This is a genomic window from Cupriavidus pauculus (assembly GCF_008693385.1).
Classification (GTDB): Bacteria; Pseudomonadota; Gammaproteobacteria; order Burkholderiales; family Burkholderiaceae; genus Cupriavidus; species Cupriavidus pauculus_D.
This window is the reverse complement of record NZ_CP044067.1, coordinates 456,769-474,538: the sequence shown is the minus strand read 5'-3', so window position 1 is coordinate 474,538 and position 17,770 is coordinate 456,769. Positions and strand designations below refer to the sequence as shown.

At 66.4% G+C, this 17,770-nt stretch carries 18 protein-coding genes; 15 read left to right on the top strand and 3 right to left on the bottom strand.

Annotated features, from left to right (window positions below):
* The first annotated feature begins 73 nt into the window (after window positions 1-73).
* Window positions 74-1,060: an SDR family NAD(P)-dependent oxidoreductase gene (locus FOB72_RS20420; RefSeq protein ID WP_223851721.1), complete on the top strand. Its 987-nt coding sequence runs from the start codon at window positions 74-76 to the stop codon at window positions 1,058-1,060.
* Window positions 1,061-1,072: 12 nt separating this feature from the next.
* Here the strand turns inward: FOB72_RS20420 and FOB72_RS20415 are convergent, their stop codons facing one another.
* Window positions 1,073-1,651, bottom strand: coding sequence for a TetR/AcrR family transcriptional regulator (locus FOB72_RS20415; protein WP_150374543.1), 579 nt, complete (start codon window positions 1,649-1,651; stop codon window positions 1,073-1,075).
* A 128-nt stretch (window positions 1,652-1,779) separates the two neighbouring features.
* On the opposite strand from FOB72_RS20415, the gene FOB72_RS20410 reads away from it, so the two are divergent.
* The 5 genes from FOB72_RS20410 to FOB72_RS20390 all read left to right on the top strand — a co-directional run bounded on the left by FOB72_RS20410 (window position 1,780) and on the right by FOB72_RS20390 (window position 6,284).
* The gene (locus FOB72_RS20410; RefSeq protein ID WP_150374542.1) at window positions 1,780-2,424 is read left to right on the top strand and encodes a glutathione S-transferase; all 645 of its coding nucleotides are present in this window, start codon (window positions 1,780-1,782) and stop codon (window positions 2,422-2,424) included.
* 84 nt (window positions 2,425-2,508) lie between these two features.
* Window positions 2,509-3,279 carry a short-chain dehydrogenase/reductase gene (locus FOB72_RS20405; protein ID WP_150374541.1) on the top strand — a complete coding sequence of 257 codons (771 nt, stop codon included), beginning with the start codon at window positions 2,509-2,511 and terminating at the stop codon, window positions 3,277-3,279.
* Window positions 3,272-3,715, top strand: coding sequence for an acyl-CoA thioesterase (locus FOB72_RS20400; RefSeq protein WP_150374540.1), 444 nt, complete (start codon window positions 3,272-3,274; stop codon window positions 3,713-3,715). The genes FOB72_RS20405 and FOB72_RS20400 overlap by 8 nt, the downstream gene beginning before the upstream one ends.
* A 143-nt stretch (window positions 3,716-3,858) precedes the next feature.
* A complete protein-coding gene (locus FOB72_RS20395) occupies window positions 3,859-4,452 on the top strand; it encodes a DUF4142 domain-containing protein (RefSeq protein ID WP_150374539.1) in 594 nt (197 codons plus the stop codon).
* Between the two features lie 149 nt (window positions 4,453-4,601).
* Window positions 4,602-6,284, top strand: a complete 1,683-nt coding sequence (locus FOB72_RS20390; protein ID WP_150374538.1) for an ATP-binding protein — start codon at window positions 4,602-4,604, stop codon at window positions 6,282-6,284.
* Here the strand turns inward: FOB72_RS20390 and FOB72_RS20385 are convergent.
* The gene (locus FOB72_RS20385; protein ID WP_150374537.1) at window positions 6,269-7,561 is read right to left on the bottom strand and encodes a hypothetical protein; all 1,293 of its coding nucleotides are present in this window, start codon (window positions 7,559-7,561) and stop codon (window positions 6,269-6,271) included. The genes FOB72_RS20390 and FOB72_RS20385 overlap by 16 nt on opposite strands.
* An 85-nt stretch (window positions 7,562-7,646) precedes the next feature.
* Window positions 7,647-7,997, bottom strand: coding sequence for a hypothetical protein (locus FOB72_RS32240; RefSeq protein ID WP_191002360.1), 351 nt, complete (start codon window positions 7,995-7,997; stop codon window positions 7,647-7,649).
* 82 nt (window positions 7,998-8,079) lie between these two features.
* On the opposite strand from FOB72_RS32240, the gene FOB72_RS20380 reads away from it, so the two are divergent.
* From FOB72_RS20380 to FOB72_RS20340, 9 genes are all read left to right on the top strand, one after another.
* Window positions 8,080-8,580: a pyridoxamine 5'-phosphate oxidase family protein gene (locus FOB72_RS20380; protein ID WP_191002359.1), complete on the top strand. Its 501-nt coding sequence runs from the start codon at window positions 8,080-8,082 to the stop codon at window positions 8,578-8,580.
* A gap of 41 nt (window positions 8,581-8,621) precedes the next feature.
* Window positions 8,622-10,049, top strand: coding sequence for a non-oxidative hydroxyarylic acid decarboxylases subunit C (locus FOB72_RS20375; protein WP_150374535.1), 1,428 nt, complete (start codon window positions 8,622-8,624; stop codon window positions 10,047-10,049).
* Between the two features lie 8 nt (window positions 10,050-10,057).
* Window positions 10,058-10,306, top strand: coding sequence for a non-oxidative hydroxyarylic acid decarboxylases subunit D (locus tag FOB72_RS20370; RefSeq protein WP_150374534.1), 249 nt, complete (start codon window positions 10,058-10,060; stop codon window positions 10,304-10,306).
* Between the two features lie 15 nt (window positions 10,307-10,321).
* On the top strand, window positions 10,322-12,082 hold the full coding sequence (locus FOB72_RS20365; RefSeq protein WP_150374533.1) for an MOSC and FAD-binding oxidoreductase domain-containing protein: 1,761 nt from the start codon (window positions 10,322-10,324) through the stop codon (window positions 12,080-12,082).
* A 189-nt stretch (window positions 12,083-12,271) separates the two neighbouring features.
* Window positions 12,272-13,159, top strand: coding sequence for a nitrilase family protein (locus FOB72_RS20360; RefSeq protein WP_150374532.1), 888 nt, complete (start codon window positions 12,272-12,274; stop codon window positions 13,157-13,159).
* A gap of 38 nt (window positions 13,160-13,197) precedes the next feature.
* Window positions 13,198-14,361: a substrate-binding protein gene (locus FOB72_RS20355; RefSeq protein WP_150374531.1), complete on the top strand. Its 1,164-nt coding sequence runs from the start codon at window positions 13,198-13,200 to the stop codon at window positions 14,359-14,361.
* A 9-nt stretch (window positions 14,362-14,370) separates the two neighbouring features.
* Entirely contained in the window at window positions 14,371-15,204 is an 834-nt protein-coding gene (locus FOB72_RS20350; protein ID WP_150374530.1) for a branched-chain amino acid ABC transporter permease, read from the top strand.
* Window positions 15,197-17,032, top strand: coding sequence for an ABC transporter permease subunit (locus FOB72_RS20345; RefSeq protein ID WP_150374529.1), 1,836 nt, complete (start codon window positions 15,197-15,199; stop codon window positions 17,030-17,032). The genes FOB72_RS20350 and FOB72_RS20345 overlap by 8 nt, the downstream gene beginning before the upstream one ends.
* On the top strand, window positions 17,029-17,736 hold the full coding sequence (locus FOB72_RS20340; RefSeq protein WP_150374528.1) for an ABC transporter ATP-binding protein: 708 nt from the start codon (window positions 17,029-17,031) through the stop codon (window positions 17,734-17,736). The genes FOB72_RS20345 and FOB72_RS20340 overlap by 4 nt, the downstream gene beginning before the upstream one ends.
* Window positions 17,737-17,770: the final 34 nt, after the last annotated feature.

Sequence of the window (17,770 nt, the reverse complement as noted above, 5' to 3'; positions counted from 1 at the left end):
GGTCGCGGATCCGCATGCTGCCTAGACTGGGCGCCTCTCGTGACTCAAGTCAAGGCGCCAAGCCGATACATCCATGCAAATGCAAAAAAATCTCCAGCAACCGCTCGGCAGCGGGTTCGATCGGTGCACCACGGCCGTGCAGGCCGTCGCCGGCATGGACTTGCACGGCAGGCATTACGTCGTGACCGGCGGCCATGCGGGCCTTGGCCTCGAAGTCACGCGCGCGCTGACGGGCGCGGGCGCCACGGTATGGGTCGGCGCCCGCGACCCCGAACGCGCGGCGCGGGCCGTGGCCGGCCTGCCGCGCGTCCAGGTGGCCGCGCTGGAATTGACCGACGCGGCGTCGGTCGATGGCTTCGCGTCGCATGTGCTGGCCGGCGATGTTCCACTCCATGGCTTGATCAACAACGCCGCGATCATGGCCGTGCCGCTGCTGCAGCGCGATGCGCGCGGGCACGAATTGCAGTTGTCGACGAACCACATTGGACATTTTCGGCTTGCGGCGCGGCTCTGGCCGGCGCTCGTGGCCGCGCGCGGCGCGCGTGTGGTGGCATTGAGCTCCGGCGGGCACCGCTTCGCCGGCGTCGATCTGGAAGATCCGGACTACCGCGGGCGCCCCTACGACAAGTGGCAGGCGTACGGGCAGTCGAAGTCGGCGGCGTCGCTGTTCGCGCTTGAACTGGACCGCCGGGGCGCGCCCCATGGCGTGCGGGCGTTCTCCGTGCATCCCGGGGCGATCGAGACCGGGCTCGGCGTGCATCTGACGCGGCAGGATCTCGTCGAGATTGGCGCGCTGACGCCGGACGGCGAACTGACGCCCAGATTCGCGGCGCTCTACAAGACCGTGGAGCAGGGGGCGTCCACCACGGTCTGGTGTGCGACCAGCGCGCGGCTCGACGGGCTGGGCGGGCTGTATTGCGAAGATTGCGATGTCGCGCCGCTCATTCCCCCCACGTCGGACTCGCTGCTCGGCGTGCTGCCGCATGCGGTCGATCCGGCCACGGCGCGCGCGTGGTGGACCGTCAGCGAGTCGCTGGCCGACCTCGCATTCCCGGTCTGACGGTTCGGACCATCACGGGCATAGCCCCGCCTCGCGGTAGGCGGCGATCACACGGTCGAACATCGCAACGTCCCGGTGTCCGCGCGCCACGAGCTGTGCGCCTTCTATCGCCGTGAAGATGGCCAGCGCGCGGCGCCGGCGGGCATCCTCGGGGGCCTTCTCCGGCGCGGGTTCCCCGCCAAGCGCCAGCAGTCGCGTGAGCCACGCGATATTGACGTCCGTAAACCGGTTCACCTCCACCTGCACCGCCTCGGGCAGGTCCGCGAGCTCGGCCGACATGATGCCGCAGAGGCACATCCGGTTGTCGTTCTCGAGCGCCGCGCGGAATACCGCGACATAGCGGTCGAATACCTCGCGCTGCGAATGCGAGGTCAGCAGCAGCTCCTCCAGCAGCACCACGGCGTCGTCGGTATAGGCGCGTGCCAACGCCGCGCCGAGGTCGCCCTTGGTCGGGTAATGGTGGTGGACCGCCGGTCCCTTGATCCCGATTTCCTGCGCGATGTCCCGAAAACTGAGCGCGTTGTATCCGTGCGCCTGGACCATGCCGCGGGCGATCGAGAGGATGCGTTGCTTCGTATCGCTAGTAGCCATGCGGCATTGTAGCGAATGACTTAGCGCTAAGTAAGCTTGACTTGCGCCCAAATTCTCTCTTACGCTGTTTACCGACTTATCGATAGGTAAGTTTCACACCGAAAGTAAAGAATAAGGCGCAAAACAGCATGAAGCTCTACGATATCCCCGGTTTTCCCAACCCGCTCCGCATCCGTATCGTCCTGGCCGAGAAAGGCCTGGCCGCGCAGGTCGAGTTCGTCAAGGTCGATCTGCCGGCCGCGGAACACAAGCAGCCGCACTTCCTTGCCATCAATCCGACGGGCACGGTGCCGGTGCTCGAGCTCGAGGATGGCACCTATCTCTCCGAATGCACGGCCATCACCGAATACCTCGATAACCTCGACGGCAACCCCGTGCTGACCGGCCGCACCGCGCGCGACAAGGGCGTGATCCACATGATGCAGAAGCGCGCGGAGTCGCAACTGATCGATGCCGTGGGCATCTATTTCCACCACGCTACGCCGGGCCTCGGGGACGCGCTGCGCGCGTACAAGAGTCCCGAATGGACCGATCGCGAGGAATGGGGCCGCCGTGAGCGCGTGCGGGCGGAGGCCGGCATGCGTTATTTCGACGGCGTCCTGAGCAGCCAGCCGTATGTCGCTGGCGAGGCGTTCTCGATGGCCGATATCACGGTGTGGGCGGGCCTGCTGTTCGCGGGCTTCGCGCAGATTCCCGTGCCCGAGGACTGCGTTCATCTGCTGGCGTGGAAGGCGCGCGTGGACGCGCGGCCGTCGGTCCGGGAACCGGCCTGACCGGCCATCGGAACGGGCGCCAAGCAGCTTGAGGACGATCGAGGCATCATGTCGGCTCACAACACGGCATGAGGAGACGTCGCGATGGATCTGCAACTGCAAGGAAAGTCCGTTCTGATCACCGGTGGCAGCCGTGGTATCGGCTTTGCCTGCGCGGCGCTGTTCGCCGCGGAGGGCGCCGATGTCACGATTGCCGGCACGTCGGCGGAATCCACGGCGCGCGCCCAGCGTGAACTCTCGGACAAGCATGGGGCGAAGGTCGATACCTTCGTCGGCGACCTGTCGTCCCCCGATGTCCGCCATTCGCTCGATGCGCGCTTCGGCACGCTCGACGTGCTGGTCAACAATGCGGGCGCGATTCCCGGCGGCGGGTTGACCGCGATGAGCGATGCGCAGTGGCGCGAGGCGTGGGAGCTGAAGGTCTTCGGTTATATCGAGACGACGCGCATGGCGCTGCCGAAGATGATGGACCGCGGTTCGGGCGTGATCGTCAACGTGATCGGCATCGCGGCCGAAATGCCGCGCTACGACTATCTGTGTGGGGCCACGGGCAATGCCGCGCTGACCACGTTTACGAAGGCCGTGGGCGCGCGCTCGACGACGCGCGGGGTGCGCGTGGTGGGCGTGCATCCGGGCCCGACCGAAACGGACCGCCTGCTGACCCTCTACAAGGCGCGCGCGAAAGAGAAGTTCGGCGACGAGTCGCGCTGGCAGGAAATGCTCGAGCATCTGCCGTTCGGACGGGCGGCCAGGGCGTCGGAGATGGCCGACCTCGTGGTGTACCTGGCGTCTGCACGGGCTTCGTACCTGAGCGGCGTGGTCGTCGATGCCGCGGGAGGCGCGCAGTATGCGTGAGGGGCGCGGCGACGACCGGCGCGCCGACTATCCGCATCTGGCCCGCGTGCAGACGCGCTGGATGGATAACGACGTATACGGTCACGTGAACAACGTGACCTACTACAGCTACTTCGACACGGCGGTCAATCAATACCTGATCGAACAGGGCGTGCTGGACATCCATGCCGGGCGCGTGGTCGGCCTGGTCGTCGATACGGGCTGCTCGTACTTCCGGTCGATCGCGTTTCCGGATCGGCTGGAGATCGGCGTGCGCGTGGCAAAGCTCGGGAATGCGAGCGTGCGCTACGAGGTGGCCGTGTTCAGGGAGGGTGACGAAGCGGTCTGCGCGGCGGGCCACTTCGTGCATGTGTACGTCGATCGGGACTCGGGCCGGTCCGTGCCGATTCCCGACGATGTGCGGCAGGTGCTCGCCCGGCTGGGCACCGGCGTGTAGATCGCATCGGGGCCCGTGCAATATTTACTGGCCCCGGGGCCGCCTTGTCGCGTCGATGCGCCGGTAAATGGCGCGCGCCGGTGCGGGAACAGCCTTTGCATAGGACTGGATATCGAAGTCCTATCGACCGAAGGAGACCCCTCATGGCAACGCTCCACACCGTCAGGGCGGCTGTCGCCGCCAGTGCCCTCCTGTTCGCCGCGGCCGCAGGTGCGCAGGGCACCAATACCACCGCGCCGAAGACCGCGTCCCCCAACGCCATGCCGACCGCTGGCGCGACGCAGGGGAGCGAACTCGCGCGTGGCGACCGCACGTTCCTTGAAAATGCCGCGCAGGGCGGCCATGCCGAGATAGAGGGCAGCAAGCTTGCGAATCAGAAGTCCGCCAACGCGGACGTCAAGGCGTTTGCGTCCCGCATGATTCAGGACCACACGAAGGTGGGCGACGAGCTGACCTCGCTGGCCAGGTCGAAGGGCTACACCCCGCCGACCGAACCGTCGCTCGTGCAAAAGGGCGAACTGAAGGCGCTCGGCGTGCTCGACGGGAGCAAGTTCGACAAGATGTACAGCAGCCGGATTGGCGTGGCGGCGCACGAAAACACGGTCAAGATGTTCCGCGAAGCCTCGCAGAACGCGAAGGACGCCGACGTGAAGGCGTTCGCCACCAAGCAACTGCCGGCCCTGGAACAGCATCTCCAGATGGCGCGCGATCTCGACAAGAAGGTCGGCAACGGTTGACGGAGACCCCCTCCATGTCGGAGGTTGGCCTACAGGCTGCGAGGCGTGGAGTGGGTATAGTGCAACGATCCATGCACTGACGCCAAACCATGACCGTAACCGCAGCCTGGCCGTCATCCCATAATCCGTCCCCTGGCTGGGACGGAGAGATGGCCCGGCGCATTGCCGCGTACGACTGGCAGGACACCGGACTGGGCCGAAGGGATGGCTGGTCCGGCAGTCTCAATGCCAATATCCAGATGTTGCTGGCATGTCCGGTTCCGCTCGTCATGCTCTGGGGGCAGGCCGGCACGATGATCTACAACGACGCCTATGCGGTGTTCGCCGGCGGGCGACATCCGTCCCTGCTCGGCAAGCCGGTCGAGGAAGGATGGCCCGAGATCGCGGCGTTCAACCGGCATGTGGTGGACACCGTGCTCGCAGGGGCCGTGCTGTCGTATCGCGACAAGTCGCTCGTCCTCCATCGCAATGGCAGGCCCGAGGACGTCTGGATGGACCTACACTACAGCCCCGTCGTCGATGATGCGGGCGTGCCCGCCGGCGTCATCGCCATCGTGTTCGAAACCACTGCCCGGATGCTTGCCGAGAAGGCGCACGGCGAGGCCGAGCAGGCGCTGTCTCTGCTCAACCAGACCCTGGAGGCGCGCGTCGGGCACGAAGTCAAGGCGCGGGCGGCCGCGGAAGACCGCCTGCGGCAAGTGCAGAAGCTCGAGGCCGTGGGCGGGTTGACCGGTGGCGTGGCGCACGATTTCAACAACGTGCTGCAGGTGATTTCGTCGAATCTGCAATTGCTGCGGCTTGCGGTTGGCGACGATGAGCGCCTGCAGGCGAGGATCCTGGCGGCCAATGCGGCGGTGGCGCGCGGGGCCAGGCTCGCGCAGCAACTGCTCGCGTTCGCGCGGCGGCAGCCGCTGAGTCCTTCGGTCGTCAGTCCGCCGCGGATGGCGGAAGCGCTTTCCGACCTGCTCCGCCGCGCGGTGCCGGAGCGCTTTCGACGGGTCGTCGAGATCCCCGGCGATGCCTGGAATCTTTATGCGGATCCGATCCAGCTCGAGGGCGCGCTGCTGAACCTCGTCAACAACGCGCGCGATGCGCAGGGGGATGCGGGCACGATTCGCATCGAGGTAGGCAACGTCGTCAGATCGGATGATGCGCCGCCGGAGGGCGGTTCCGATCTTCCGGCTGGCGAGTATGTGCGGGTGGCGGTGATCGACGAAGGGACAGGGATGTCGGAAGAGATCCGGGCTCGCGCATTCGAGCCGTTCTTTTCGACCAAGCCCGAGGGGCATGGAACCGGGCTCGGCCTGAGCATGGTGTTCGGGTTTGTGAAGCAGAGCCAGGGGCATATCGACCTGCATACCGTGCCCGGGGAGGGCACGACGGTGTCGCTCTATTTCCCGCGGACACACAAGGACCTGTCGCCGGACGACGAGGGCACAGCCGTATGCGATGCCGGGGGCGAACTCACGGTGCTGGTCGTCGAGGACAACGCGGATGTCAGGCTTTCGGCCATCGACATGCTGTCCCAGCTCGGGCATCGCGTGCTCTCCGCCAAGGATGGCGATGCGGCGCTGGCCTTGTTGCAGCAGGCCGATGGGGTCGATCTGCTGTTTACCGACGTGGTGATGCCGGGAACGGTGCGCAGCAGCGAACTGGCCCGGATTGCGGCCGGGCCGCCCCATGATGCGCGCGTCATCTTCACGTCGGGCTATACGCGCGACGAGATCTTCCATGACGGGCGGCTCGACGAAGGCGTCGTGCTGCTGAGCAAGCCGTATTCCATCGAGGACCTTGCGCGGACGATCAGCAAGGTCTTTCAGACGCGGGGCTGAGCGCCGGCCGCGCGAAACTGCTCGATCAGTTGCTGGAATCGTGGGCGGAGCGCGTCCGGATGCTGCCGGATGCCGTAGCGCGTGCCCGCGTGCATGGCCCATTGCGGCCAGCCCAGCCGGTCCATCAGCGCGGCGGAGTCGGATGCTCCCGGCTGCAGCGCTTCGCCGAGAAACGATTCGGCGCTCTGGCCCCGCGCGCACAGCGCCTCGATGTCCTCGCGCACCCATGCGGCGAATCGCGGGGCCATGTCGCCCATGTCGAAGGTCATGTCGCGGACGCGCAGTTCGTGCGGATATTCGCCCGCGATCTGCAGGACCTTGCCATCGACTTCGTGGACCCAGTGCGGGGTGTCGGCGATGGCGATGCGGAAGTCGAACCCCGCGCCTCCGGCCTGGTACCGATGAAGAACCAGCCAGTGCCAGAGCAGGCCGATGAGGTTGTGGAACCGGTCCGCGGCCTCGATGGCGTCGCGGACGGCCGATGCCGGGGGCGGCGTGACGATCCGCACCATGCGGCGGTCGCCGCTTTGCAGGGCGCCGACGAGCGATGTGGTCTGCGTCGAGGCCATATAGGCGGCCCAGTCACCGGTGCCGAGCCAGGCCTCGTCGATATCGAACGACCGGTAGATCGCGTGGATGGGGGCGCCATGTCCGCCGGGCGCGGGCGGCTGGCAATAGGCCGCGTAGATCCGCGTGCGCCCGTCGCGCGCGCCGAGCGCGTTCTGCATGCTCGTGACCTGCTTGCCGAGCTCGTCGGTCACCCATCGCAGGTCCTCGCGCTGCTTGTCCAGCGAGGCATAGTGCTCGGCCGCGACGTAGATGGCCACGACGGCCATCACGAAGATCGCGGGCTCGGGCAGCGGGGAATGCAGGGTATGCGCGCCGAAATAGGCGGCGGTCGGGATCACGAACACGATGGCGATGCCCCACCAGGAGCCAAAGATCCTGAAGAGAAAGCCTTCGCTGTGGTTTGCCTTCTCGGCCGACCCCTCGTCGGGCTCCCCGCCGTCGCCAGCCTCCCGCGCATGCTCGCGCCGCTCACGCTCGTGCACGACATGGTGATGCAGATTGCTGCAAAAGAACGCCAGCAAGGTCAGCACGACCACGACGATCGCATGAAACCACGGCTCCCGCTGCTCGTCGTCGAGCCACTCGTGCGGCCACGTATCGAACAGGAACGTGGCCACCAGCACCATGGACACGGCCCAGAGTGTCACGGCACCGATAACGAGCCGGGTATGCGTTTGCGAATCTGCTACGGGAGTCTGTTGTTCCATGCATCTGCCCTGAGTTAGCGCCACCTGTGGCCATCGATCATCCGGACGCCCCGCGCGAGCGAGAGGGCATCCACCATGTTCCATGTTAGGCGCCAGAAGGCGATGTGGCCGTTGCTATCCCATGACTTCGATCAACGCGATGGCCAGAGTCAGCACAGTGCGACAGTACATCCGCGCCCTCGGCGGCGAGGGCTTCGTTTTCCCGGCGGCCGAGGGCGTCCGTCAGGCGGTATTGGAGCAGGAACAGCACGATCAGCCAGACGACGGCGATGCCGGCCAGCAGGAGTCGGTACCAGAGGACGGTGGCGCCCATGGCGGTCTCGATAGTGGTTTGCTTCGAGGTTATGCGGGCGGCGGTAGAAGCTGCGTCAAGAGGCGGGCGGCGGGTGTCAATCTTTCGTAAAGACGAGCCGCTGATGCTGATCACCGGCAGCATCGACGATGCGCGCAACTTTGCGTGCGCGGGAAGCTGGCGCAGTACATATACTGGTCGACGCCAATGGCCGATCGGAGGCGTCGTGAACAGAACAGATCACTCCTACACGCCCCCGCGGGCGGAAGCGTCGAGCGCGCTGCCTGCGGACCTCGTCGCGTATCTGGATGGGCGCGACCTGCCGTCGAAGATGCAGGCCCTGCGCATCTCGACCGTCGATGAAGAAGGCTGGCCCCACGCCGCGCTGCTCAGCGCCGGCGATATGGTGGCGACGCCGGCGGGCGCGCTGCGGTTCGCCGTCTTCGCCGCCTCCACCACCGCCGCCAATCTCCATCGCGACCCCCGCGTCACGGTCACGTATTCGCGCGAGGGTGGCATGTGCGAAGTCCGGCTGACGAGCCGGCGGCTCGGCGATATGCCCGCAATGACCGGGCTTGCGCTGTTCGAGGCCGATCCGGTGTCCGTGCGGTTTCATCGCGCACCGTATGCGAGCGTGAGCAGCGGCATCACCTTTTTCCTGTACGAACAAGAACCGGTCGTGGCGCGCTGGACGCGGCAGATCGAGGCCCTGCGCGCGGCATTCTGAGCCGTTTTCCAGGCGTTGACGATGTGACCGGGAGTGTCCGCATGCAAGCCTATCCCGATTTTCGCGCGTTTCTCACCGTGCTCGAACAGCAGGGGCAACTGCTCCGGATGAAAGATCCGGTGCAATTCGAACCCGACCTGGCCGCGGCCGCCTGCGCGCTGGCCCAGATCGGCGACGAGGTGCCGGCCATCCTGTTCGACAATATCGCCGGCAGTCCCGGCGCGCAGGTCGTGCTGAACACGCACGGCTCGTGGCCCAATCATGCGCTGGCGCTCGGCATGGACAAGACGGCCTCGCTGAAGGCGCAGTTCTTCGAGTTCGTGCGCCGCTTCGAGCTGTTTCCGGGGGAGATGCAGCGTGTCGATAGCGCGCCGTGGCAGGAGGTGAGCGTCGCGCACGATATCAACCTGTTCGACCTGCTGCCACTGTTCCGGCTCAATCGCGGCGACGGCGGGTTCTATATCGACAAGGCCTGCATCGTGTCGCGCGACCCCGACGACTGGGACAACGACGACGTGGAGAACGTGGGCGTCTACCGGCTCATGGTGAAGGGCCCCAACCGCATCGGCATCCAGCCCGTGCCGCAGCACGATATCGCGATCCATCTCTCGCATGCCGAGGCGCGTGGCGAGGATCTGCCGATCGCCATCTGCATCGGCAACGAGCCGATCATCCTGTTGATGGGCGCCACGCCGCTGCGCTACGACCAGCTCGAGTACAAGATGGCCGCGGTGATGCAGGGCGAGCCGTACAAGGTCGTGCGGACGGAGAAGGGGCTCGATGTACCGTGGGGCTCGGAGTACGTGCTCGAAGGCCGGATCGTGGCGCGGCAGCGCGAGATCGAAGGTCCGTTCGGCGAGTTTCCCGGCTACTACTCGGGCGGGCATCTTTACCCCGTTATCGAGATCGACCGGGTATCGCATCGCAAGGATCCGATCTTCGAATCCGTGTATGTGGGCCGCCCCTGGACCGAGATCGATTTTCTGCAGGCGATGACGACCAGCGCGCCGATCTTTATCCAGCTCAACCGCATGTTCCCCGAGGTGGTCGCCGTCAACGCGCTGTACACGCACGGTCTGGTCGTGATCGTCTCCACGCGCGTGCGGTACGGCGGCTTTGCCAAGTCGGTCGGCATGGGCGTGCTGACGACCCCGCATGGCCTCGGCTACGCCAAGATCGTGATCGTGGTCGATGAGGACATCGATCCGTTCAATCTGAACCAGGTCATGTGGGCGATGTCCGTCCGCACGAATCCGGCGGGGGATGTGGTGATCATCCCGAACCTCGCGGAGAACCTGCTCGACCCGGCCGGCGAGCCCAATGGCATGGCGCACAAGATGATCATCGATGCGACCACGCCGAAGGCGCCCGACCGGCGCGGCGACTATGGCGAGGTCCTCGATACGCCCCAGCAGACCGACGCCTGGCGCGAGAAGCTGCTGCCCCTGATCCACGCGCTGCGCAAGTGAGGATGGCCATGCAAGACGATGACTCGGCAGTCTGCCCGCGCTGCGGCGCGTCCACGATCGAGACCCATGCCAAGTCGGCGGTGGCGGACGTCTGGACGATATTCGGGTGCAACACATGCCGGTATACATGGCGCTCGACGGAGCCCGCGGAGAATACCGACCGCGACCGCTATCCGGCCGTGTTCAGGCTGTCCGCGCAGGACATTCCGCATATGCCGGTGGTGCCTGCCATTCCGCCCCTGCGGCACAAGGATTGATCTTCGGAGTCCACCATGGCCATGCTGTTATCCGTGAATGTCGGCAAGACCCGCGAGGTCGCATGGCAGGGCCGGACCGTTCGTTCGTCGATCTGGAAATCGCCGGTCGCCGGACGCGTGATGGTGCGACGGCTGAATATCGATGGCGATGCGCAGACGGATCTGCAGGGCCACGGCGGGGAGCAGCGCGCGGTCATGGTCTACCAGATGTCGTCGTACCGGTTCTGGAACGCGTTTCTGGGGCGTGACCGGTACGAGTACGGGCAGTTTGGCGAGAACCTCACGGTGGACGGGCTCGAAGACGCCGACGTCTGCATCGGCGATCGCTATCGCATCGGCACGGCCGAGTTCGAGGTCTCGCAGCCGCGCGTGACCTGCTATCGGCTCGGGATCCGCATGGCGCATCCCGAATTGCCCGCGCTCGTGGTCACGCATGGACGGCCCGGTTTCTATATGCGCGTGATCCAGGAGGGCGAGATCGGCGCGGGCGACGAGATCGTGCTCCTGTCGAAGGGGCCCGGGCAGATGTCCGTGACGGAGGTCGATCAGTTGCTCTATACGGAGCGGCATCCCGAGGACGCGCTGCGCAAGGTGCTGCGGATCGGCGCGCTGAGCCCCGGCTGGCGGCAATCGTTCGAGTCCATGCTGGCCGCGCAGGGCACGGGTGCCGGCGGCAATGCGGGGCTCGATCCGAGCGAGCCCGCGCTGGCGTGGGCGGGGTTTCGCGACATGCGCATCGCGCGCGTGGTACCCGAATGCGAGGGCGTGAAGTCGTTCTGGCTCGAGGCTGCGGATGGCGCAACGCTGCCGCGTTCGCTGGCCGGGCAGCATATCGCGGTCAAGATCGGGGCGGGCGCAGTTGGCATGGAAGGCGGCGCCGACGAGATTCGCATGTATTCGCTGTCGGGCGACCCGTCGCTCGGCGTGTTCCGCATCAGCGTCAAGCAGGAGGACCACGGCGTGGTCAGCCGCTATCTGCATGCCCATGCGGAAGCGGGCACGACGATCGAGGCGAGCGCCCCGCGCGGGACGTTCCGGCTGACCCCCGGCGACGCGCCCGTCGTGCTCGTCAGCGCAGGCATCGGCGTGACGCCCATGCTCGCGATGCTGTACGCGCTCGCGGAAGAGAAGGACGCTCCGCGCGACGTCTGGTGGTTCCACGGCGCGCGCGATGGCCGGCACCATGCCTTTCGCGACGAGTTGCAGGCGCTGGCCGCCCGCAGCCCCCGCACGACGATGCACGTCGCCTATAGCCGGCCGAGCGATGCGGACCGGACCGCGCGCGCGTTCGATCTGGAAGGCCATCTGTCGGTCGCGCATATGCAGGCCGACGGCGTGCCGGCGACCGCCGATTTCTACCTGTGCGGCCCGCAGCCGTTCCTGCGCGAGATGCGCGCGCAGCTGACCGCGTGGGGCGTGGCCGGCAGCCAGATCCACGAAGAGGTCTTCGGCGTCGAGCTCGGCACCGGGTCCGGCACTCCCGCCATCGCACCGCATCTGCCCGACGGGCCCGCCGGGGACGGCCCGGTCGTCGCCTTCGTCCGCAGCGGCCTCCGGGTCAACTGGAGCGACCGCTACAAGGGCCTGCTGGACCTGGCCGAAGCCTGCGCGGTACCGGTCAGATGGTCGTGCCGGACGGGCGTGTGCCATAACTGCCGGGCCAACCTGCTCGACGGCAAGGTCCGGTATTCCCCGCAGCCGCTCTCGCCACCGCCCGATGGCACCGTGCTGCTGTGCTGCGCGACACCCGAGGGCGATGTGCAGATCGAGCTCTAGGGCAATGCGGTGCGAGCTAGGGTATCTACCTAGTTGACGGTCGATTTCCCGAGCGCCGAGAATGCGACGGTCGATCGGGCAAGGCCCCTTCGGCAACCCTCAGCAACATTGCTGACCACATACCGGCTATGAAAGCCCCTGACATGCGCGTCGTGCGCAGTCAGGGGCTTTTTGCTTTTTGGAGCGTGCATGTCCGAGCAGAACGAATCGTCCCCATTTCCGTGCATCACCGTCGCCAGCATCCAGATGGCGCCGCACGTGGGGAGCAAGGAAGAGAACGTGGCGCGGTCCCTGGCGTTGATCGGCGAAGCGGCCGCCCATGGGGCCACGCTCGTGGTGCTGCCCGAACTTGCCAACTCGGGCTACGTCTTCAGCAGCCGCGCGGAAGCGTTCGCGCTGGCCGAACCGGTGCCGGACGGCCCCACCACGCAGGCGTGGATCGACGCCGCGCGCCGGCACGGCATCCATATCGCCGCCGGCATTGCCGAACGCGAGGGCGGCCGGCTCTACAACTCGGCGGTGCTGGTCAGCCCGGAGGGGCATCTCGGCACCTATCGCAAGCTCCATCTCTGGGGCGAGGAAAACCTGTTCTTCGAGCCCGGCGACAAGGGCCTGCCCGTGTTCCATACCGAGTTCGGACGGCTCGGCATCGTGGTGTGCTACGACGGCTGGTTTCCGGAGACGTTCCGGCTGCTGGCGATGCAGGGCGCCGATATCGTGGCCATGCCCACGAACTGGGTGCCGATGCCCAACCAGCCCGCGGACCGTCCCGCGATGGCCAATACGCTGGCCATGGCCGGCGCGCACAGCAACGGGCTCACCATCGTCTGCGCGAACCGGGTGGGCGTCGAGCGCGGCCAGCCGTTTATCGGGCAGAGCCTGATCGTGGGCGCCGATGGGTGGCCCATGGCGGGCCCGGCCTCGCGCGATCGCGAAGAAATCCTTTATGCGCGCGTGGACCTGAACGTCGCGCGCCGCGCGCGGCAGATCAGCGCCTTCAATCATGTCCTGCGCGACCGGCGCCGGGACCTTTACGACGCCATGCTAGGTACGGGCGCGCCGTTGCCGCCTTACTGACCCGACCTTCCGTTCCCCCCATCGACACAGGAGCTCTTATGAAAGCCTTTCCGTTTACCGTTCGCGCTGGCATCGTCGCCGCTGCCGCACTGGTGGCCTCCCACGTTTACGCGGCCGATCCCATCCGGATCGGGGTCGCCGTCGGCCTGTCGGGCGCCAATAGCGTGGTGGCGCCCGCCGTCGTGCAGTCGTCGCAACTGGCGGTCGAGGAGATCAACGCCGCCGGCGGCATTCTGGGCCGCAAGATCGAACTGGAGATCGTGGACGACGCCTCGGGCGCCGTCGGCGCGCAGAAAGCGTTCGACACGCTGGTGTTCCAGAAGAAGGTCAATGCGGTCATCGCCATGGAGACAAGCGCGGCCCGCAATGCGGCACTCCCGGTGATCAGCAAGGGCAAGGTGCCCTATATCTATACGTCCTTCTACGAGGGGCGATCGTGCAACAACTGGATGTACGTGAACGGCTGGGTGCCCGAGCAGCAGGTCGCGCCGGTGGTGGACTACTTCAGCAAGAACAAGAACGCCAAGACGTTCTTCCTGGTCGGCAATGACTATGCGTTCGGCCGCGGCATGCTCGATTTCACGAAGAAATACATCGAGCGCCAGGGTGGCAAGGTGATCGGCGAGGAGTACCTTCCGATCGACGGCAGCGACTGGACGACCGTCGTCTCCAAGATCCGCGCGGCCAAGCCCGACGCGCTGATCAGCGCCACGGCGGGAGGCGCGCCGAACGTGTCGCTGGCCAAGCAGATCAAGGGCGCGGGCCTGACGCTGCCGTATGGCAACCTGGCGATCGACGAGGGCACGGCGAAGACGATGGGCGATGTGGCGGACGGCCTGTATATGTCGGCGTCGTACCTGACGAGCATCGATACGCCGGAGAACAAGAAGTTCATGGCCGCGATGCAGAAGAAGTTCGGCGCGGACCTGAAGACGCCGAACGAGTTGTCCGAACCGCAGTACGAGGCGTTCTATCTGTACAAGGCCGCGGCGGAGAAGGCGGGTTCGATCGATCCGGCCAAGGTCACGAAGGCGCTCGGCGAGGTGTCGTATACGGGGCCGCGCGGCACGGTGCAGATGAACAAGAGCCGGCATACGCCGCTCTCGATGCGGCTGGGCCAGGTGCAGGCGAACGGTACGATCAAGATCCTCGAGACCTTTGCGAACGTGGATCCGGGCGCGCAATGCCCGAACATCAAGTAAGGAGGCACCATGGTGCTATTGCTGGATCTGCTGACCACGGCGAGCATGCTGTTCGTCGTGACGGCAGGCCTCATGATGATCTTCGGGGTCATGAAGATCGTGAACTTCGCGCATGGGGCGCTGCTGACGCTGGGCGGCTACGCCAGCTACGTGGTGACGCGCCTCCATATCGACCCGTGGCTCGGCTGGCCGCTCGCGATGGTCGCGGGGGTGCTGGTGGGCATGCTCGTGGAATGGCTGATCGTCCGGCCCCTCTACAAGCGCCCGCTGGATGCCATCCTCGCGACGTGGGGGCTCAGCATCGTCATCGGGCAGCTCATCGTGATGGCATTCGGCCGCGAGGTCCAGTTCGCGGATGCGCCGCTCGCGGGGACGTGGTCGGTCTTCGGCGTCGAGTACTCCGCGTACCGGCTCGTGCTGGTGCCCGTGGCCGTGGTGCTGTGCCTGTTGCTGACGGCGCTGCTGACGGGCACCCGGTTCGGCGTCAACACACGCGCCGTGATCATGAACGAGGACCTGGCCAGCAGCCTGGGCATCCACTCGGGACGCGTGCGCTTTGTCACGTTCTGTCTGGGTGCGGGGTTGGGGACGCTGGCCGGGGCCATGATCACGCCGCTCTCGAGCGTCGATCCGAACATGGGCCTGCCGTGGCTGATCAGCGCGTTCATGCTGGTGATGGTGTCCGGCCATTCCATGGCGAGCCTGCTGCTGACCTGCGTGGTCTTCGGCGCCGCGCAGGTACTGGTCAGCACCTATGCCAACCCCGTGCTCGGCGGGCTGACCATCGCGGTGCTGGCCGCGGTGACGTTGCGGATTCGTCCGAAGGGGTTCTCTCATGGCTGACCGAGATATGACGTTGCCCGGTTCGGGGCGGGAAGCGGGCGCGGCGCGGTCGCGGCCCTCGGCGTCGCGGCTGGCGGGCTTGGGCGCGATAGCATTGATCGTGCTCGCGGCGGGCCCGTGGCTCTTCGATACGTACCTGCAGAACATCCTGATCAAGGCGTTCTTCTTTGCGATCGTCGTGATCACGGTGGATATCCTCTGGGGCTACACCGGTTACCTGACGTTCGGGCAGTCCGCGTTCTTCGGCATCGGAGCGTATGTCTCGGGGCTCGTGTTCACGCACGGCGGTTTCAGCATGGGCATGGTATTGCTCGGTGTGGGATTGACCATCGCCGTGAGCGCGGCCGTGGCGGCGCTGGTGGGCTGGCTCTCGTTCTACCGCGGCGCCTCGCCATTCTTTGCGACCGTGATCTCGCTGGTGCTGCCGATCGTCCTCACGCAGTTGCTGCTCTCGGGCGGCGACTGGACCGGATCGAGTTCCGGACTCACGGGTTACGAGACCTTCGATTTCTCGATCGAGACCTGGTACTGGATCGCGGGCGGCGCGCTGCTGCTGGCGGGCCTGCTGGGCTGGATGCTCGTGCGCAGCGATGCGGGGCGCATTCTGGCTGCCATTCGCGACAACGAGTCCCGCTGCACCTATCTGGGCATCGATACGTCGCTGGTGAAGATCGTGCTGCTCGTCGCCATGGGTGCCGTCGCCGGCATCGCCGGGTTTGGGTACGGATCGTTCAGCGGGGTCGTGGCGCCTGAACTCGCGGGGTTTGCGCTCGGCACCGAGTTCATCATCTGGGCGGCGCTCGGCGGGCGCGGCACGCTCTGGGGCCCGTTGACGGGCGCGGTGCTGATCAACGTCGCCACCGCCTATCTCAGCGGGAGCATGCCGTTTGCGTGGCAGCTGATTCTGGGCGCCGCATTCGTGGTGGTCATCGTGCTGATGCCGCAGGGGCTGATGCCGCTGTTGCTGAAGCCGTTCGGGCTGGGCCGGCCGACGGCGAGCCTGCCCGTGCTCGAGGAGCGAACCGCCGGGGTGGCGACCGAAGCGACCGAGGCAGCCGAGGTGGGCGCCGGCCCCGCGATCCGCATGACGGGCGTGGAGAAGCATTTTGGGGCGCTCAAGGTGCTGCAGGGTATCGACTTCGAAGCGCGGCCGGGCGAGCTCGTCGGGTTGATCGGCCCCAACGGCGCGGGCAAGACCACGCTCATGCGCTGCATGAGCGATGGCGCCGCGCGCAGCGGCGGCACGGTCGAGCTGTGCGGGCACGATATCCGGCAGTTCCCGCCCGAAACCTGCGTCCACTTCGGGCTTGGCCGCAAGTTTCAGAACGCCAATATCTTCGAGTCGCTGACGGTGGCCGAATGCCTGCGCATCGCGGGCACGCGGCTGGAGCGGCCGTCGCTCACGGGGCAGGATCGTTCGCTGCGGTTGCCCGCCTATGCACTGCATGTGGTCCGCGTGACGGGGCTCGACCAGAAGCTGGGCAGTGTGGCGCGCGATCTGTCGCATGGCGAGCAGCAGGCGCTCGAACTGGCGATGGTCCTCGCGCTGGCACCGCGCGTGGTGCTGCTGGACGAGCCGACGGCCGGCCTCACGAAGACGGAGCGCACGCATATCGGCGAGGTGCTGTCGTCGCTGGCCCATCGTTACGGGCTGTGCTGCCTGCTGGTCGAGCACGATCTCGACTTCGTCGAGCAGATCGCGACACGCATCGTCGTGTTGCATCAGGGCACCATCGCGATGGAGGGGAGCTTTCAGGAGGTGGTCAATTCCCCGCTGGTCAGGACCATCTATTCGGGTAGCGCCGCCGTGCAGAAGGAGACGACATGAGTGCCGCCGCATTGAAGCTGGAAGGTGTCACGAGCGGGTACCGCAGCGCGGTGATCCTCCGCGATCTGTCGCTGCACGTGAACCCCGGGGAAGCGGTGGCCCTGCTGGGCAAGAACGGCATGGGAAAGAGCACGCTGCTCAAGTCGATCATGGGCTTTCTGCCCAAGAAGGCCGGCGCCGTCTACCTGCACGGCGAAGACATCACGCGCATGCCGCCGCATCGCATCGCGCGGCAGGGCATTGCCTACGCGGCGCAGGAGCATGCGCTGTTCGCCGACCTGAGCATCCGCGACAACCTGCGGCTGGGGCTGCCGAGGGAGTCGCTGTTCCAGGAGCGGTTCGAGGCAATCGAGCCGCTGTTTCCGGTGTTCAAGACCCGGCTGCCGCAGCCGGCGGGCACGCTCTCGGGCGGCGAACAGAAGATGCTGCTGCTGGCCCGCGCACTGATGATGCGGCCCTCGGTCATCGTGCTGGACGAGATTACCGAAGGGCTGCAGCCATCGGTGATCGACCGGCTGGCCAATGCGCTGATCCAGGAGCGCGCGCAACGTGGGACGACGCTGCTGATCGTCGAGCAGAACGTGCCGTTTGCGCTCAGGGTCGCGGACCGGTACGTGATTCTCAAGCAAGGGGAAGTGGTCGATCAGGGCGAAGCGCGGGCGGCCGGTGCCGTCGATGCGGTATTTGCACATCTGCGCGTCTGACCGTCAGAATAGCGGCGGACCTCCACTCTTTCTT

Excerpts from the sequence above, each read along its gene's own strand:
- FOB72_RS20375 (WP_150374535.1), top strand. The coding sequence starts at position 8,622 with ATGCAAGCCTATCCCGATTTTCGCGCGTTTCTCACCGTGCTCGAACAG.
- FOB72_RS20350 (WP_150374530.1), top strand. The coding sequence starts at position 14,371 with ATGGTGCTATTGCTGGATCTGCTGACCACGGCGAGCATGCTGTTCGTC.
- FOB72_RS20385 (WP_150374537.1), bottom strand. The coding sequence starts at position 7,561 with ATGGAACAACAGACTCCCGTAGCAGATTCGCAAACGCATACCCGGCTC.
- FOB72_RS20365 (WP_150374533.1), top strand. The coding sequence starts at position 10,322 with ATGGCCATGCTGTTATCCGTGAATGTCGGCAAGACCCGCGAGGTCGCA.
- FOB72_RS20410 (WP_150374542.1), top strand. The coding sequence starts at position 1,780 with ATGAAGCTCTACGATATCCCCGGTTTTCCCAACCCGCTCCGCATCCGT.
- FOB72_RS20395 (WP_150374539.1), top strand. The coding sequence starts at position 3,859 with ATGGCAACGCTCCACACCGTCAGGGCGGCTGTCGCCGCCAGTGCCCTC.
- FOB72_RS20390 (WP_150374538.1), top strand. The coding sequence starts at position 4,602 with ATGGCCCGGCGCATTGCCGCGTACGACTGGCAGGACACCGGACTGGGC.
- FOB72_RS20340 (WP_150374528.1), top strand. The coding sequence starts at position 17,029 with ATGAGTGCCGCCGCATTGAAGCTGGAAGGTGTCACGAGCGGGTACCGC.
- FOB72_RS20420 (WP_223851721.1), top strand. The coding sequence starts at position 74 with ATGCAAATGCAAAAAAATCTCCAGCAACCGCTCGGCAGCGGGTTCGAT.
- FOB72_RS20370 (WP_150374534.1), top strand. The coding sequence starts at position 10,058 with ATGCAAGACGATGACTCGGCAGTCTGCCCGCGCTGCGGCGCGTCCACG.
- FOB72_RS20400 (WP_150374540.1), top strand. The coding sequence starts at position 3,272 with ATGCGTGAGGGGCGCGGCGACGACCGGCGCGCCGACTATCCGCATCTG.
- FOB72_RS20415 (WP_150374543.1), bottom strand. The coding sequence starts at position 1,651 with ATGGCTACTAGCGATACGAAGCAACGCATCCTCTCGATCGCCCGCGGC.
- FOB72_RS20405 (WP_150374541.1), top strand. The coding sequence starts at position 2,509 with ATGGATCTGCAACTGCAAGGAAAGTCCGTTCTGATCACCGGTGGCAGC.
- FOB72_RS20355 (WP_150374531.1), top strand. The coding sequence starts at position 13,198 with ATGAAAGCCTTTCCGTTTACCGTTCGCGCTGGCATCGTCGCCGCTGCC.
- FOB72_RS20360 (WP_150374532.1), top strand. The coding sequence starts at position 12,272 with ATGTCCGAGCAGAACGAATCGTCCCCATTTCCGTGCATCACCGTCGCC.
- FOB72_RS32240 (WP_191002360.1), bottom strand. The coding sequence starts at position 7,997 with ATGCTGCCGGTGATCAGCATCAGCGGCTCGTCTTTACGAAAGATTGAC.
- FOB72_RS20345 (WP_150374529.1), top strand. The coding sequence starts at position 15,197 with ATGGCTGACCGAGATATGACGTTGCCCGGTTCGGGGCGGGAAGCGGGC.